The 16,191-nt window shown below is 43.5% G+C and carries 13 protein-coding genes and 3 pseudogenes; 7 read left to right on the top strand and 9 right to left on the bottom strand.

Annotated elements, in window-relative coordinates; all coding sequences use genetic code 11:
- Positions 1-24 precede the first annotated feature (24 nt).
- Together VIB_RS08555 and VIB_RS08550 are read right to left on the bottom strand one after the other, a co-directional pair.
- Positions 25-1,707, bottom strand: coding sequence for a DUF262 domain-containing protein (locus VIB_RS08555; RefSeq protein WP_004395545.1), 1,683 nt, complete (start codon positions 1,705-1,707; stop codon positions 25-27).
- Positions 1,708-2,941: 1,234 nt separating this feature from the next.
- Positions 2,942-3,328: a helix-turn-helix transcriptional regulator gene (locus VIB_RS08550; protein ID WP_050782721.1), complete on the bottom strand. Its 387-nt coding sequence runs from the start codon at positions 3,326-3,328 to the stop codon at positions 2,942-2,944.
- A 90-nt stretch (positions 3,329-3,418) separates the two neighbouring features.
- On the opposite strand from VIB_RS08550, the gene tnpA reads away from it, so the two are divergent.
- From tnpA to VIB_RS08535, 3 genes are all read left to right on the top strand, one after another.
- Positions 3,419-3,727 (top strand): IS66 family insertion sequence element accessory protein TnpA, encoded by a 309-nt coding sequence (gene tnpA / locus VIB_RS08545; RefSeq protein ID WP_040904403.1) that lies wholly within the window; start codon positions 3,419-3,421, stop codon positions 3,725-3,727.
- The gene (tnpB, locus tag VIB_RS08540; protein ID WP_040904400.1) at positions 3,721-4,068 is read left to right on the top strand and encodes an IS66 family insertion sequence element accessory protein TnpB; all 348 of its coding nucleotides are present in this window, start codon (positions 3,721-3,723) and stop codon (positions 4,066-4,068) included. The genes tnpA and tnpB overlap by 7 nt, the downstream gene beginning before the upstream one ends.
- 89 nt (positions 4,069-4,157) lie before the next feature.
- Positions 4,158-5,687, top strand: coding sequence for an IS66-like element ISVme1 family transposase (locus VIB_RS08535; protein WP_004395543.1), 1,530 nt, complete (start codon positions 4,158-4,160; stop codon positions 5,685-5,687).
- Between the two features lie 23 nt (positions 5,688-5,710).
- Here the strand turns inward: VIB_RS08535 and VIB_RS18350 are convergent, their stop codons facing one another.
- The 3 genes and pseudogenes from VIB_RS18350 to VIB_RS08520 form a co-directional block, all read right to left on the bottom strand.
- Positions 5,711-6,121, bottom strand: coding sequence for an AraC family ligand binding domain-containing protein (locus VIB_RS18350; protein WP_050782720.1), 411 nt, complete (start codon positions 6,119-6,121; stop codon positions 5,711-5,713).
- Between the two features lie 16 nt (positions 6,122-6,137).
- Positions 6,138-6,749: a LysE family translocator gene (locus VIB_RS08525; RefSeq protein WP_202598238.1), complete on the bottom strand. Its 612-nt coding sequence runs from the start codon at positions 6,747-6,749 to the stop codon at positions 6,138-6,140.
- A 9-nt stretch (positions 6,750-6,758) separates the two neighbouring features.
- Positions 6,759-7,031 (bottom strand): annotated as a pseudogene (locus VIB_RS08520) (molybdopterin-dependent oxidoreductase); the annotation flags it as partial.
- Positions 7,032-7,852: 821 nt separating this feature from the next.
- Between VIB_RS08520 and VIB_RS08510 the strand changes: the two are divergent.
- Together VIB_RS08510 and VIB_RS08505 are read left to right on the top strand one after the other, a co-directional pair.
- The gene (locus VIB_RS08510) at positions 7,853-8,827 is read left to right on the top strand and encodes a DUF1852 domain-containing protein (protein ID WP_004395542.1); all 975 of its coding nucleotides are present in this window, start codon (positions 7,853-7,855) and stop codon (positions 8,825-8,827) included.
- Positions 8,828-8,858: 31 nt separating this feature from the next.
- Complete coding sequence (locus VIB_RS08505) at positions 8,859-9,893, top strand: methionine synthase (RefSeq protein ID WP_004395541.1); 1,035 nt, start codon at positions 8,859-8,861, stop codon at positions 9,891-9,893.
- Positions 9,894-10,127: 234 nt separating this feature from the next.
- Here VIB_RS08505 and VIB_RS18210 read toward each other — a convergent pair whose 3' ends face one another.
- The 3 genes and pseudogenes from VIB_RS18210 to VIB_RS08495 all read right to left on the bottom strand — a co-directional run bounded on the left by VIB_RS18210 (position 10,128) and on the right by VIB_RS08495 (position 12,905).
- Positions 10,128-10,259: a hypothetical protein gene (locus tag VIB_RS18210; RefSeq protein ID WP_004395539.1), complete on the bottom strand. Its 132-nt coding sequence runs from the start codon at positions 10,257-10,259 to the stop codon at positions 10,128-10,130.
- A 75-nt stretch (positions 10,260-10,334) separates the two neighbouring features.
- Positions 10,335-11,255: a bile acid:sodium symporter family protein gene (locus tag VIB_RS08500; RefSeq protein ID WP_004395538.1), complete on the bottom strand. Its 921-nt coding sequence runs from the start codon at positions 11,253-11,255 to the stop codon at positions 10,335-10,337.
- Positions 11,256-11,264: 9 nt separating this feature from the next.
- Positions 11,265-12,905 (bottom strand): annotated as a pseudogene (locus tag VIB_RS08495) (AMP-binding protein).
- A gap of 456 nt (positions 12,906-13,361) precedes the next feature.
- Between VIB_RS08495 and VIB_RS08490 the strand changes: the two are divergent.
- Positions 13,362-14,492, top strand: coding sequence for an ISAs1 family transposase (locus tag VIB_RS08490; RefSeq protein ID WP_004394916.1), 1,131 nt, complete (start codon positions 13,362-13,364; stop codon positions 14,490-14,492).
- 160 nt (positions 14,493-14,652) lie between these two features.
- Here VIB_RS08490 and VIB_RS08485 read toward each other — a convergent pair whose 3' ends face one another.
- The gene (locus VIB_RS08485) at positions 14,653-15,132 is read right to left on the bottom strand and encodes a MarR family winged helix-turn-helix transcriptional regulator (RefSeq protein ID WP_040904858.1); all 480 of its coding nucleotides are present in this window, start codon (positions 15,130-15,132) and stop codon (positions 14,653-14,655) included.
- Between the two features lie 147 nt (positions 15,133-15,279).
- On the opposite strand from VIB_RS08485, the pseudogene VIB_RS08480 reads away from it, so the two are divergent.
- Positions 15,280-16,190 (top strand): annotated as a pseudogene (locus VIB_RS08480) (EamA family transporter).
- Position 16,191 lies beyond the last annotated feature (1 nt).

Here is a 16,191-nt window from a genome sequence, read left to right as displayed (position 1 = left end):
ATTTATCTGTGGTATTGAAACACGTTAATCAACGCGCCATGTCTGAACCGCTTGCTCGGCCATCCACTTTTGTTGCTCATTAACAGTGTCTAAGTTCCATTCGGAGTATTCAGTGACTTTTTGAGCCAAATAGTATGGAGCGTTATTATACGCATCTTTCTTTTGTTCAAACGTTGCTCGTTTTAAGTCGTCTTTATCAAGTAGAAGCATATTACCTAGACGATCTTTAACGTCATTTATGCCTTCACCGAAGCTAGCAGTCCATTGCTTTTCAGGATTATATGGACAAATATGCTCCAAGGTTGTTTTGTTAAAGTCACAATGGAAGCCGAGGTGGTTTTCAATCTCAGCAAGTAGGAACCTGATTTTTTTAGCCGTTTGTCTGCTTGGCATTCGATGAAACTCGAAAGCATTAAAGAACGTATCATCATTTGGGTACAATCTCTTGAACTCCTCGCTATTCTTTATATGACTTGCTCTTTTGTACTCTTTTCCTGATACCTTTATTGCTATTTGGTTGTAGAGTGATTCTTGTTCACTTGGCGACAAATGACAAATTACGTTGTATCGAATAGATAGAACGTATAAATATTTTACTGTTTTTACAAACTCTTCTGGCGTGAAGTGCTTAAATGCTGGGAGCAGAACAGCTAGTGGTTGTTTAATATTGAACAACCGAATACCAACTAAGAACTTAAGCGAATCTCTATACTCTTGAGCTTGCTCAGCCCACCATGAATCACTAGGGTTTATTAATGACGCATAAATCGGGGCATAATCGATTAGCTCTCTTAGATAAGCGTACGCTTCTGGAGGAGTAGTAACTACTCTACGCATAGATGAGAAAAGCTCTTTTTTAGTGACCATCTTCCTATGAGAGTTGTAGTGGTATCGAACAAAGTCAGAAACATTGCTTTCACCAAGCTGAGCAATCAACTCAGACCAATTTTCATCCAACTCATCTAACTCATCATCTTCAATACCATCGTTTTTAGTAACTATTGAAAACAAATAGTTTTTCAATAGATCTGGGGTTGAAAGTTGAACACCTCGTGCGTTAAGAGTCTCAAAAACTTTGTACGCATTTAAATCGTCTTGCACAATAATCTTGGTAAAGATCATTGCCGAGGAAAACTTCATGATGAACTGCGCAATCTCAGCACCAGTAGCGCCGAATTCTTTTGTGCTAAAAAAGTCGAAACACTTCCTAATGAGCTTGTTAGTAGATGTAATCCCTCGGTGATTTGGCGCTTCCAGTGTCGAGCATATCTTCTGGAAGTATCTATTGTTATTTCGATTTAGTTCCAGCTTACTGACAACTTTTAATGAAACTAAATTTTTGTTACCAACAAACTTCTTGGTAAGCTCAGCGAGTCTTTCCTTGTTATCGGCTTCGTCTTCGCCTCTTTCAATCATACCCGAAAGAGCCTTCATTGCTGCAAGGACAATTAGTGAAAGAGTCACTAATCTCTGTTGGCCATCAATCACTTCAAACTGATACTGCTCAGTTTGTTGCAAAACTATGTAGCCCATGTAATGGAAGCCTTCTTCATCGAGGGCATTTATGTCATTCCAAAGGTCTTCCCATTGTTCAATATCCCAAGCGTAATCACGTTGAAATCTAGGAACTAAGTATTTACTTGAACTACCAATTAACTCATTAAAATTCTCATTTTTTGGTTCCATTAACATAAACTGTTTTGCCATAAGAGTTTCCTGCATAAGCTATTGATGTAGATATATTATCCTATGTATGAGGCACTATCATGTTTTATCTTTGCTCGATAGGTTAGAAATGCATTTCGTAACTCATTTATGTCCGTGCGACCTGAAGTCGTATGAAGCGTTGTTTACCACGACAAGAGTGAACCGTCTGTATCACCAGATGATCCTAGGTTCCTGAATAAAGCAGCGGAACCGACAATGTAACGAAACTCAGACGTTAGGCTGAGTGGGAACGGAATCGTGAGAGGATGTTCCTCCTGAGAACCACAATTCGGGTGAGTGCTAGGGAGTCAATATGATGAATGTAATGTGAATCCATGTAAGGTGCGTTATATGATGAAGCAGCGGAAGTGGTTAATACGCTGTAGCCAAAATGGCAGCGAGAGTCGGAAAGAGATTGGACATTACTCTTTCGTGATCAGCGTACTCTTCGCACTATAGTGGGCATCTAAGTTGACATTTTACGCGACATACGGAACAGGGTAAGCCTGTATACCTCCCTATGGGAAAGCAGCCTGTGAGGGTTGCCGATAGGTATGCAGGTAAAGGAGGCTAGAGAAAGCGAATGCCCCTTTGTAATGAAGGGGATACAGGTTTATATCTGGCGCGAAAGCGAGCTGACTTCTAGCTGGTCTCCCGTTGCGAAATAGCTTGAAGAACTTTATTAAAGAAGAAAAGCAAATGATGATTTCGAATGAAATTAGTGCGTCTTCTGACAACGAACCTTGGTTTCTTATTCACTGAGTCACCATTGGGGCAGTTTTAAAGCTTTAAGCATGTATCGCAAAGGTAATTTAGTTACTGGGTGCTTAACGGTGCCTTTGTGGAGGCTTGAGCCGTATGCAGTGAAAGTTGCACGTACGGTTCTGAGGAGGGAGGCATCTGGCAACAGGTGCCGCCTATCCGACATTTGTGAGTTACAGCGCTTACTAAATTAGAAAGTTACAGATTAGATGGTGTATTGCAAATCCCCTTTTCAGAAGGGATAGAAACGAGAGTATATCGCATTGTATCTTACCTCTCTTTCCATGCACGTCAGAGAAGCTTTTCACCGCTTATCAAACCGTCGAATCTAGTCGATATACTAATCGATTACATCATGCTTTCGGTGTAATGAGTGTCGGAAGAGCATTCTATATTTATATTTATTTCTGACGAAGTAATCCGTTTCCATACAAAATGGCGTAGCAAACATTCACAGCAGAACTAATGTAGATTAATCTTTGTATTGAGCTGGAGTGGCTGCTACTAGTTTCTTAAAATTACGATGAAAGTGACTTTGATCATTAAACCCTAATTCTGTGGCAACTGATGCAATATTATGTCCTTTCTTTAGCAACACCTTCGCTTCATTTATTCGCATGGCAATTTGCATGGCATGGGGGGTTATCCCATAAGATTTTCGAAATGAATGAATTAAGTGGTATTCACTTAACCTAGAGTGTTGAGCAATCTCTCTGATTGAGATGTTGTTTTTGAAGTTGTCACATATAAAGCGATGAGCTCTGGCGATATTTGCTTTTGTTAGGCTCAACTCATCGATATCTATGGCGTTGGCATTGCGAAATAAATTGGAGAAAAATTCGATGCTTTCTTCCTCCACTTTTATGTGATCGACGTAAGCGTCTATTTAAACCCACCTACCAATAACTCAGCATTCTAGGCATAGTGATTTCGCAACCAAGGAGTCACTATGAACCAATCGAACAAAACTCAATTCTGGGCAGAAATCATTGAGCAACAGAGCCAAAGTGAGTTATCCATTGTCGCGTTTTGCAAGGCAAACCAACTGACGGTAAATACCTTTTACTACTGGCGCAAAAAGCTTTATGGGGGCGAACAGCAACAAGTGGTGCATCCTGTCCTGATAGAAGATAGCCCGAAAAGCATAGGGGAACGCCAGTCGGTTATGCTTTCACTACCAACAGGAATGACCGTTGAATTTCCCTCTAACATGCCAGCACACCAAATCCAAAACTGGTTACAGGCTCTGACGTGTTAATACCGAACTTGGGTATTTACCTGGTCTCGGGCATAACTGACATGCGCAAGTCTATTGATGGCTTGTCATTGATTGTGGCTGATGTGTTGGAAATGGATCCGTTCAGTGAAGCCTGGTTTATCTTCTGCAACCGCGGCCGAGACAAAATTAAGATCTTGTTCTGGGATACTAATGGTTTTTGGCTTTATTACCGCCGACTGGAAAAAGGTCGTTTTAACTGGCCTAAACCCAATGCATCTGGTCATGTCGCTATCTCCAGACAGCAACTTCAATGGTTACTCTCTGGGCTTAATCTGGAACACCCTAAAGCTCATCAGCCCTTATATGGCCTTGAAGTGTGAGCCAATACCATGATCGTGATAAAGGACTTGAACGATCCTTTTACCCTGTCAGACTAACAGCATAATCCTGACCAAGAGCAGCCTGACCGATGAATCACCTTCCTGACGATGTAGAACAACTGAAAGCGATACTGTTAGCACTTCAGGAAGAAAACAAAGCGAAGGACAGGCAACTACAGGCCCAGCAAGAAGAAATGGCTGAGCTTAAAACACGGGTGGAACTCCTGCTTGAGCAACTCAACCTCAGTAAATCCAAACGGTTCTCTTCCCAGAGTGAAAAGGTGGTTAAAGGTACCTTCAATGAAGCCGAGCAGCAAAATGCACTGCACAAACCAGAGCCAGCTCATCATAAAAAAGGACGTAAACCGCTACCTGAAGAGCTGGAGCGAGAAGTTCAGGTTCACACTCTGAATGCCCCACACTGCAAATGTTGTGGGCACGAATTACATAAATGTGGGGTGGAAACCTCTGAAGAGCTGAAGATCATCCCTCAGAAAATCAGTGTGATCCGCCATGAACGAACCAAATATGCCTGCCGTCAGTGTGAACACACCGAAACCAGCAGCAAGATCGTCACAGCCCCCAAACCCGCCAGCATGATCCCGAAAAGTATCGGTTGTCCAGAAACCTTCGCCGCCATCGTTACTGCCAAATACGTTGATGCGCTACCGCTATACCGTCAGGTTGATATTCTTAAGCGAGGCGACATCGATATTAGCCGAGGTACGCTGGCCAACTGGTGTGTTCAGCTAGGGAACAACGTTGACGTCATTATCGACCAGATGAAAGCACGCTTGTTATCTGAAAGCTTAATCTGCGCAGACGAAACCACGGTACAGGTACTGTCAGAGCCAGGGAAAACAGCGCAAAGCAAGTCCTATATGTGGGTCTATCGCAGTGGCGAGTTCCATAAGTCACCTGTGGTTATCTATGATTATCAGCCAGGGCGCGGGGCAAACTGCCTCAACACCTTCCTTGGTGATTACTCTGGTTATCTGCTGTCGGATGGGTATCCCGCATATGACACTCTTAAAGATGTCACGCAAGCGGGTTGCATGGCCCATGCAAGACGTAAGTTCACCGATGCTCAAAAAGCTCAACCGACCAAGAAAGTTGGCCGTGTAGAAAAAGCGCTGAACTATATCGGGAAGCTTTACGGTATAGAACGGGAGACTAGAAAACTAAGCCCAGAAAAGCGGCGACAGATAAGGCAACAAAAAGCCAAGCCTATACTCGATGAGTTCCATCAATGGTTGGTCGGAATTAAGGAAACACAACTACCGAAAGGTAAGCTCGGGATCGCCATCAACTATGCGATAAACCAGTGGCCAAAACTTCTTACGTATCTTGAAGACGGTCATATCAGCATCGATAATAACGTGACTGAGAGAGATGTGCGTCCGTTTACCACGGGGCGCAAAAATTGGATGTTCTCAACTTCAGTAGACGGAGCAAAGGCCAGCGCAAACCTCTATAGCCTGGTCATGACTTGCCGTGCCAACGACATCAATCCCTACTTCTACTTCGTGCACCTGTTCAGGGAGTTACCGAAGCGTTCACCAAGCGATGATTTAACTGATCTTATGCCATGGAATGTAGAAATCAGCGAGGCTGAATAAGGTCTCACTGGTTAACTAGGCGCTTACTGATCGACATCGTCTATGATTGAGTTTGCCAATGATTGAAACTGCCAGTAGAGCTCTGGGGAATTAGTATGAATAATCGAGAATGGTATAAAATTTTTTGAGGGGTTATCTACAATCATAGATTGTATGTTACCTAACCACTTCGGGCATACATAAAGCATCTTATAGCTCCAATTGGTATCTCGAGTGGGGTTACATGAATGTACTTCCAATGGGTTCACTATGACAAGAGAGCCCATTTCGATTTTGCTTTCCATATTGTTATTAAAATAATCACTTTGACCACAATCTACCGATCCAACAGAAAACTCTTCGTGAGTATGTTTACCATAGCATGCGTTTGAATTTGTGGAACAACGCAGTTCTATAGGAATTATATTGGATCGATAAAATTGCTGTTTAGCCATATCAACGAATACTCTTTCAACTAGATATGAAGAAAGTATATAGAACAGTTAACGCTAGTAGTAGTCCCATAGAGATGTTAAACAGCTTGAACTGCTTAGGTGTTTCTATAACAGAACTGATGGTAACCCCTAGTATTGCCCACACTGAGAGCGATATGTAGCAAACGACAAAGAATATGCCACAGAATAAAAGTAATACCTCTAGTCCTACGTTTTGCCCTGTATAAAAAACTGAAATACCAGCAAGCGAAACGATCCATGCTTTAGGATTCAGCCACTGACACATCATACCCTGCAAGAGCGATGGCGCTGATTTGCTTTCTTCTGAATCTTTACTTTTAGTGGTAGGTTCTTGGGTAGTCACTTTATAAGCGAGATATAATAGAAAACTTCCTCCTACATATGTCATGCCCTTTGCTAAATAAGGAATTTCGGCAATGAATTGCGATAATCCAAAGCCCAACAAAAACAAAATGGATACAAACCCGAAAGTTGCGCCAGTGATATGAGGTATAGTACGGGTATATCCGTAATTCGCTCCAGTAACAGTGGCTAAAATGTTTACTGGGCCTGGTGAGATCGAAGTCACTAAGGCAAAAGCTGCCATCGCTATTAGTTGTGAAATCATTATTGTTCCTTAAAAATCCGTAACTTCGCCAGTGCCATTAATAAAGCGATGTTCTTGTAAATCAACGATTCGATATCTTTTGGGTTTGATCTTGCCAGTCTTGCAATCGCCCGCTTGCCTCTCCCAATATCCCTGCTCAAATTCATCGGTTAAATGTAACTCTGATAGACACTTGACTCCCTTATAGCGATATAATGAGAAATCAACCAACCTAATTGGGTAGCCTTCTTCCAACGACAAAGCCGCACCATCGATAGCCCAAATGATCATGGCTCTGTTTCCAAAAGCATTGTCAAGTCAACCGCTGTTTGTTGAGCACCACCACTGGTAGAATCAGTGAGCTGTACTTCAATTTGAGCTTTTCGTATATCAGGAACATTTTCTTCGGACGATCGTATAAGGCCGTCTAATCGAGACAGTGGAGCATGATGAGACGCTATAGATATTGTATTTTTACTCAATATTTTGAATGTCAGATTAGATATATCTTTACATGCCAAGTAATAGGCGGGGGGGCAAAAAAAAACGAACCCAAAAGGAGCGTTCGCTCGTTCATGTAAAAGTTATCAACCTTCTGGTATGCATTAGCAACAAGAAGTAAACATGACTCATTGGATTCAACATGCTCAGAGGCTTGTTCAAAGGTGCTGAATAATAGTACTTCTAATGGGGCCCCAATAAGCCTTGACAGGTACTGAGCTGCATATTGGCTGCTTGAGCCTTCAGGTCCCAGCGTAGCTACACAGGTTATTTGCGGAGTTTGCCTAAGCCAAAAAATGCCGTTGTTTGGTGTCATTGTATAGTCCTTTACGCAGCAGTAATTGAGCTACACAATAGAACTCTCCTTCACACAAGTATTGTACAAAACTGTTGTTTATTTCCCCAATTTTGAATAATAAAAAGTTAGCTATTCAGTTGACTAACAGACGCAATCCCACCTTCTGCCTTACTATTTTTTATTGAAGCACACCGAACATGAATTTTTTTCACAATGAACATTAAGTAACAACATTGTTAACTTAATCATGGGCGAGTTATAACTGAGTCATGAATTGAACGGATGATCATTTGGTTTCATCTGATTGACACGGAAGATAACGCTGATGACTCAACATTTTACTTTTACCATTAAAAAGACTCGTCTTGATGAAAATTATCATCCAGCAGACAACACTCGTATTACCACGAACTTTGCTAACTTAGCGCGTGGTGAACATCGTCAACAGAACTTGCGTAGCGTATTACGCATGATAGACCAACGTTTTAATGAGTTGGCTTGTTGGGATAACCCAACGGGTGATCGCTACTCGGTCGAGTTAGACATTATTTCAGCCAATATCAAAGTAGAAAATAGCAGCGAAACCATTCCATCGATTGAAGTGCTAAAAACCGGTATTTTGGATAGCAAAACGGGTCAACGGATTGAAGGTATTGTCGGGAATAACTTCTCTTCTTATGTTCGTGATTACGATTTTAGTGTGCGTCTACTGGATTACAATAAAGGCAAAGCGCAATTCTCTGTACCAGAAGACTTTGGTCTTTTGCATGGTAACTTATTTAAATCATTCATTAACTCAGAAGGTTACCAACAAAACTTCACCAAGCCACCGGTGATTTGTTTGAGTGTGTCAGACAGCAAAGTCTATCACCGCACTAATAACCAACACCCAATATTGGGTGTGGAATACCAGCCGACGGATTTATCGTTAACGGAACAGTATTTCCAGAAAATGGGCTTAAAAGCTCGTTACTTTATGCCGAAAAACAGTGTTGCGCCTTTTGCCTTCTACTTCTTTGGCGATCTGCTGAACGATTACACCAATTTGGAGCTGATTAGCACCATCAGCACCATGGAAACTTTTCAAAAGATTTATCGCCCTGAGATTTATTTTGCCAACCGGGTAGCTGGTGAACGTTATGAAGCGAACTTGAAAAGCGATGCCCACTCGTTAACGGATATTGTCTATGACCGCGAAGAGCGCACCCAACTGGCGATAAAACAAGGTAAGTATGCGGAAGAAGTCTTCATCAAACCTTATCAATCGGTTCTTGAACAATGGGTCGCTCAGTGCGCTTAATCGTCAACCAAACAGTAGAATAGCCAACATTATGACAAAATTACTCCCAACTTCAACGGCAGGCAGTCTGCCAAAACCGACGTGGTTAGCTCAGCCAGAAGTGCTTTGGTCACCTTGGAAATTACAGCAACAAGAGTTAATAGATGGCAAATACGATGCTCTGCGTATTGCCTTGCATGAACAAATAATCTCAGGGGTAGACATTGTCAGTGACGGCGAACAAACCCGTCAGCACTTTGTGACGACCTTTATTGAACATTTGCATGGCGTTGATTTTGAGAATCGGCAAACGGTGAAAATTCGTGACCGGTACGATGCTAGCGTGCCAAGCGTGGTTGGCCCTGTATCTCGGCAGAAATCGGTGTTCGTAGAAGATGCAAAGTTTTTACGTTCTCAAACGGATAAGCCCATCAAGTGGGCTCTGCCTGGGCCGCTGACGATGGTTGATACCCTTTACGATGGCTATTATCAATCTCGTAAAGAGCTGGCGTTTGAGTTTGCGAAAATTCTCAATGAAGAAGCTAAAGAGCTAGAAGCTGCTGGTGTCGATATCATTCAATTTGATGAGCCGGCGTTCAACGTTTTTTTTGACGAAGTCAATGATTGGGGGATTGAAGTTCTTGAGCGAGCTATCGATGGTTTAAAATGCGAAACCGCGGTACATATTTGTTACGGCTATGGAATCAAAGCCAATACGGATTGGAAAAAAACCTTAGGCAGTGAGTGGCGTCAATACGAAGAGGTGTTTCCTAAACTGCAACAATCGAATATCGATATTATTTCTTTAGAGTGCCATAACTCTCATGTGCCAATGGAGTTACTCGAACTGGTACGCGGCAAAAAAGTGATGGTCGGTGCTATCGATGTCGCAACCAACAGCATTGAAACACCAGAGGCGGTAGCGGCCACCCTGCGTAATGCTCTGAAATACGTCGATGCTGATAAGCTTTATCCATGCACAAACTGTGGCATGGCTCCGTTGTCTAGAGCGGTAGCACGAGCGAAACTCCACTCATTAAGCGCTGGTGCTGAAATTGTGAGAAATGAACTATTAGCGAAGTCGTAGTGTGTTAGCAAATAGCCACGTATTTAGCTAGACTATAAACGGTTGAGCGTTTTAAGCACACGATGCAAGGACAGCCAGTTAATGGATTTTCAGATACAATCGGGAGTGGCAACATGGTAGCGATTTACATTATTTGTGGTATTGCGATGAGCATTGGTTTATTGGCTCTCTATGCACCCGATATTGAAAAATGGTGTGATAAACAATTGGGTAACCAAGATTAGATTTGGTTATTTAATCCTTTTTCTTATCAATAAAACTTATTTTTAGTTCTTGCATCATCAGCCACTTACGGTTGCTGGTAAGCACAGGTAAATCCCCATGGGCATCAATCAATACTGCGATCAGGGCTGTTGATTGTAGCATCTAATTAACATGCCATTCGTTATTGAAAAGGCCGCTTAGCGGCCTTGATAGAGATAACTGAGGTGAGCAGCATATTTACTGACTTGATGAACTAGTACTACTGGCGGGTTCGATTTTTGCCTGATCGCGTGCTAGCTCTTCACTAAAGGTGCGCTTACGGTAAAAGAAAGTCACTACTGTGGAGTTGATAACAATAAACAGCGAATACATGACTGGAATTAACAAGATTTGTTGCTGTAATTCTCCGGCAAAACTTAAGCTAACCACCAAAGCCGCGAGAGGCCCATTTTGAATCCCCGTTTCTAATGATACTGTGCGCGCTTTTTGCGGATTAAGGCCAAGCAAGCGTGAGAAGAAATAGCCAAAATTAAAACCAATCAACCCGACCATGATAACGGCAACATAAACCGTCCAATGAGTGGTGAGCAGCAGTTGCCAGTTACGTGGTACCCAAGTGGCCAGCAAGAAAATAATCACCAATGCGCCTAACACGCCACCCGTTAATTCAACCACAGCGCCAATATTGGCATTTTTACGCCGTAACCAGATACCAATCAGAGTGGGGATAAGGAGCGCAAACAATAAGCGACCAATTTGATCGGGTGGAATACGCAGTGAGTCATCAATTCCTTGGGTATAGAATTGCATCAGCAACGGAACCATCACAAAAGCCGCTATGGTTGAGCAGATGGTCATCATAATGCTCAAACTAAGTAGACTGCGTGAAAAGTAAGCAAAGATATTCGAAGTGGTTCCACCGGGCATACAACCAATCAATACCATGCCGACCGTTTGCGCAGGGGTGAGGTTAAGTAGCCAAACCAAAGCAAAAGCAATAAAAGGCATCAGTGCGTACTGCGAGCTGAATCCGACAACGATAGCCCTAGGGTGTTTAAAGGCGATACGAAAATCACGAAAGGTTAGGCTTGCACCCATGCCAAACATTATGATGATCATCATTACCGATAATAGGGTTTCTTCAAAAGCGCTTAACATGATGGCCTCCTAATGATCAGAATGGGTCGATTGGCCAAGGGCCATGGCACGAACATCTTTGCGCAGAACCTTGCCGACGGGCGTTTTCGGTAGCTCATCAACAAAGACCACTTTTTTCGGAACCTTATAAGCGGCGAGTTATTTTTTACAGTGTTTTTTCACGCTGGTTTCATCTAATCCTTGCTCACGCAACACCACATAAGCTTGAACTTGTTCTCCCGTGAGCGGGTCGGGAACGCCGACGACGGCTGACTCCATCACTTGCTCTAAGCCAGCGATCGCTTCTTCCACTTCGTTGGGGTAGACATTAAAACCACTGACAAGGATCAAGTCTTTTTTCCGATCGACTAAGCGTAAGCGACCATCGGGATGCATGATGGCGATATCGCCAGTGTATAACCAACCCTCGCGCAGCGCATGAGCGGTTTCTTCCGGTTGCTGCCAATAGCCCTGCATAATTTGCACGCCCTTAGCAATCAGTTCTCCCGGCTCACCAAGCGGGACGGTATGCCCGTCATCATCCACTAAGCGCAACTGAGTACCAGGCGTTGGAATGCCGATACAGTCAGGACGTGGATCGGTTAAGGGATTAAAACAGAGCACTGGCGAGCTTTCGGTTAGGCCATAACCTTCCACTAGCGGACAGCGAATGGCTTTTTGCCAGCGTTCGGCAACCGTAGCATGTAACGCGGTGCCGCCGGCTAACGCGGCTTTAAGGTGTTTAGGCGGAAAGGTCGTGAACCACTCTTCATTGAGTAGCGCGTTATACAAGGTATTCACGCCAGTCATCCAACTGATAGGGTAGTTATCAAACGCGCGCTGACAGTTTTGGATCGGCCTTGGGCTCGGCACTAGAATGTTATGCGCCCCTTGATGCCAAAACTCCAACAAGTTAACGCTGAAAGCAAAAATATGATACAGCGGTAGGGCAGTGAGTACGGTTTCTTGGCCGCTCGTGATATGCCCTTGGACCAAGCTATCCATCTGCTCTACGTTACCGAGTAAGTTACCATGACTGAGCATCGCCCCTTTCGCAACGCCCGTGGTACCGCCCGTGTATTGGAGCAGCGCGGTGTCATCGCGAGTTAAATCTTGCCAATACTCTTGCACATCCAGCTTGTCGTTTTTTTGGCGTAGACGGCCAAGGTGAATCGCTTGATCGATGGAATGATGAGTTAACTGATGTGGGGGAATCACTTTATTCCAATATTTCAAGACCAGCTTAAGAATGCCGCGTACCACCGGAGGAAACCATTGGGCTAAAGAGGTCACGATAACATGCTGGATCGGCGTCTGTTCGATGACGTCTTGCAGTTTATCGGTGAACATATCGCAAATGACAATGGCTTTTACCCCAGCGTCACTGAACTGATGTTTCATTTCACGGCGGCTATACAGCGGGTTAACGCTGGTTAAGATACAGCCAGATTTGAGCACCCCGATCACGGCAACGGGTAAGCTTAAACAGTTTGGCATTTGCACCGCAACGCGATCACCGGCTTGCAAGCCAAGCTCGCCGCGTAGGTAATGAGCAAAAGCGGTCGACATCTCATCTACTTGTCCAAAAGTAAGGCTACCGTTCATGCCATTGGGCATGCAGGTGGTAAAAGCTTTACGTTGGCTGTATTTGGCGGCCGCTTCACTGAGCATTTCAGGAATACTGCGCCAAGCATGGCTGTCTTTAGCATGGCCTTGATGCAAAGCCAGTTGCTCCGGACTGTAGAGTTTGACCCAAGGGGCTTGGTCATAAATAGCATCGTTAGACATGAAGCGCTCACTTAACAAGTTATCGTTGTTTTGATATCTGACTCATTAACGTATAGCACAAACCACAGAAGGTGCTGATTTTAGTCAGCAATTTCTGAATTTCTATATTCGTAAGTGTGATTTATCCTAACGACTTGAAGTGGTCGTGTTGGTTGAAGATGGTTAGCAGGGAAATCGCATGAATATGCCTATTTTTAAAGGGTTTTCGTCAAATTAGTGCCTTCTAATTTACAAGGTATTTCTTTAGCATCCATCACAATATTGGAAACTCATTAAGGATCAATTTGTAGATCATTTTGAGTGTTTTTTAATGGTTCTGTACTTAAACGGAGCCAAATTATGACGACAATAACGAACCCATTTATGCATTTCGAAGTGATAAAAGATTACCGTCAAGCCGCTAAGGTAGAACACAAATTGTCAGACATTATTTTGTTGACGATCTGTGGTGTGCTCTCCGGCTTTGATACCTGGGAAGGTATCTGTGATTTTGGTGAAAGCCGAACCGATTTTCTTAAATCATTGGGTGATTTTGAGAATGGTATTCCGTCGTCAGATACCATCGCTCGCGTTATGGGGATGGTGAGCCCGTCAGCGATGCAAAAAGCGTTCATTAGTTGGATGAAAGATTGTCATCAAATCACAGATGGCGAAGTGGTTGCAATCGATGGTAAAACCGTTCGCGGCTCTTATAACAAATCTGAAGAACGCTCTGCAATTCATATGGTCAATGCATTTGCAACCGCACAAGGGCTTTGTCTTGGTCAATCTAAGGTGAATGCAAAAACCAATGAAATCACAGAAATACCTAAGTTGTTGGAATTGCTAAATATTTCTGGTTGTTTGGTGACGATTGATGCTATGGGTTGTCAAAGAAAAATCGCGCAAAAGATAATCGATAAAAATGCCGATTACTTACTTGCTGTAAAGGGAAACCAAGGCTCGTTAGAGAAAGCAATAGGTGAGTTTTATCGCCCTTCGATGTTGCAGGAGTTTGCAGAGGGCGACAGTTATGCGAGCCAAGAAAAAGGGCATGGCCGCGAGGAAACACGCTGTGCATTAGTCACGCATGAGTTGTCATTTTTAGGTGATTTAGAGCTTGAATGGCCAAACCTGAAAAGTGTCGGCATCATGGTCAACATGCGTAAAACAGAAGAGCGTGCGACAGAGCAAGATATGTCTGTCCGCTTCTACATCAGCTCGAAAAAACTCAGTGCGAAAGAGTTACATGATGCAACGCGTTCTCACTGGGGAATTGAGTCGATGCACTGGCAACTTGATGTTACTTTTAGAGAAGATGCATGTCGCATTCGAGTCGATGATCGCGCAGAGGCTTTTTCAAGGATCAGGCAAGTATGTTTGAACCTTTTAAAGCAAGAAACGAGCTTTAAGGGAGGCATTCAACGCAAACGAATGAAGTGCGCGATGGATGTGGAGTACTTAGGTAAGGTACTTGGAGCCCTTGAATGACGGGGGTATTCATGCGATTTCCGTGAGATGGTTAGCCATCTTTGAATTTACTATTGGATTGACAAGATTGATCGGCGTAGGCAGCTTACTCACCGATCATTCTTTGTCTTATTTATCTGCTATCTGCACACCTTCTCAATCAGTTTTGCTCTTTCGGTTTTTATTCCGCTAGCAGAATTCTTTTTAAGAGCTGCTCTAACTGTATTTGTTCTTGTTCCGTGAGCACTTCTAACATGCGATTCATATTGTCGACATGGGCATTCAAGGCTTGGTCGATCAAACTTTGTCCTTGTTCGGTCAACATCACCTTACAACTTCGTCTGTCTTGATCGCTGGCCATACGCTGCACTAAGCCGCGTTGCACCAGTTGTTCAATGCGTGTACTGATCGCACCGGAAGAGAGCATCAAGGTTTGGTACAGCTCAGTAGGCGTGATGGCGGTATTGCTACGACGGATGGTCGCCAGAATATCAAACTCAACTGAGCTTAAATCAAAGCGCTGGAAGACTTGATCTAATTGAGGTTTCCAAAGTTCATAAGTGCGGTTTAATCGGCCAACAACGCCCATCGAAGAACAATCTAGATCCGGTCTGATATTGTGCCACTGTGCAAGAATGGCATCCACTTTGTCATTTGGCATGGTGTTATCTGATGACATGATCTCTCCCTCTGAATATATCTTTTTGAAAAGATACTTGATTAAAAACCATTTCTCTATTATTTTCTAAAAAGTATCTTTTTTAAGAGATACTTTTATGGAAGTTAACGCCACTAAATAGGGTCAAAAATGAATACAACGTCAGGAATCAAGACGATGCTGCTTACTGCTATCGCACCTATCGTATGGGGCAGCACTTATATCGTAACCACCGAAGTACTACCGCCAAATGCGCCACTCATGGCTTCTTTAGTACGAGCTCTGCCTGCTGGGATATTGCTAGTACTGTTTGCTCGAACTTTACCAACTGGAAATTGGTGGTGGCGTTTACCTGTATTGGGCTTTTTTAATATTGGTTTCTTCTTTTACTGCTTATTTTTTGCAGCGACTGAATTACCAGGAGGAATGGCAGCATTGGTGATGTCATTCCAACCTATGTTGGTGATGATGATGAGTTGGATTCTTCTGAGCGCACGCATCACCCCTTTGCAGTGGGCGGCGGGGGGGGGGGGGTTGGTGTTATTGGGATCGGACTATTAGTGCTTAATCAAACCGCATCTTTGAGCATACAAGGTTTATTGATCGCCTGTTTGGGAACATTCAGTATGGCCTCTGGCGTAGTACTGACCAAAAAATGGGGGCGTCCTCAAAGCATGTCCACACTTGGATTTACCGGCTGGCAATTATTGTTTGGTGGCGTGTTTTTGCTGCCTCCGACCCTATGGATTGAAGGCGTACCAGAGCAAATTACTGTGCTTAACTACCTCGGTTACGGATACCTGAGTGTGGTTGGCGCTATGCTGGCTTACTTTCTCTGGTTCCGTGGTATTGAGCAACTGCCAACGGTCACGGTGTCCTTTCTTGGTTTTTTGAGCAGTGTCTCGGCTTGCTTACTGGGTTATGTCATTCTCGATCAAGCACTCACTTGGACGCAAATTTTCGGGGCAGGGGCGATTTTTATCTCGATCGTGCTGGCTATCCCGCTTTCCACCTCAACCACTTATTCAACAACACTGGCTTGCAGTTTAAAAAGAAATTGAT

The sequence above is a fragment of the Vibrio metschnikovii CIP 69.14 genome, assembly GCF_000176155.1.
In the GTDB taxonomy this organism is placed as follows: domain Bacteria; phylum Pseudomonadota; class Gammaproteobacteria; order Enterobacterales; family Vibrionaceae; genus Vibrio; species Vibrio metschnikovii.
This window is presented reverse-complemented; position numbering and strand designations above follow the sequence as displayed.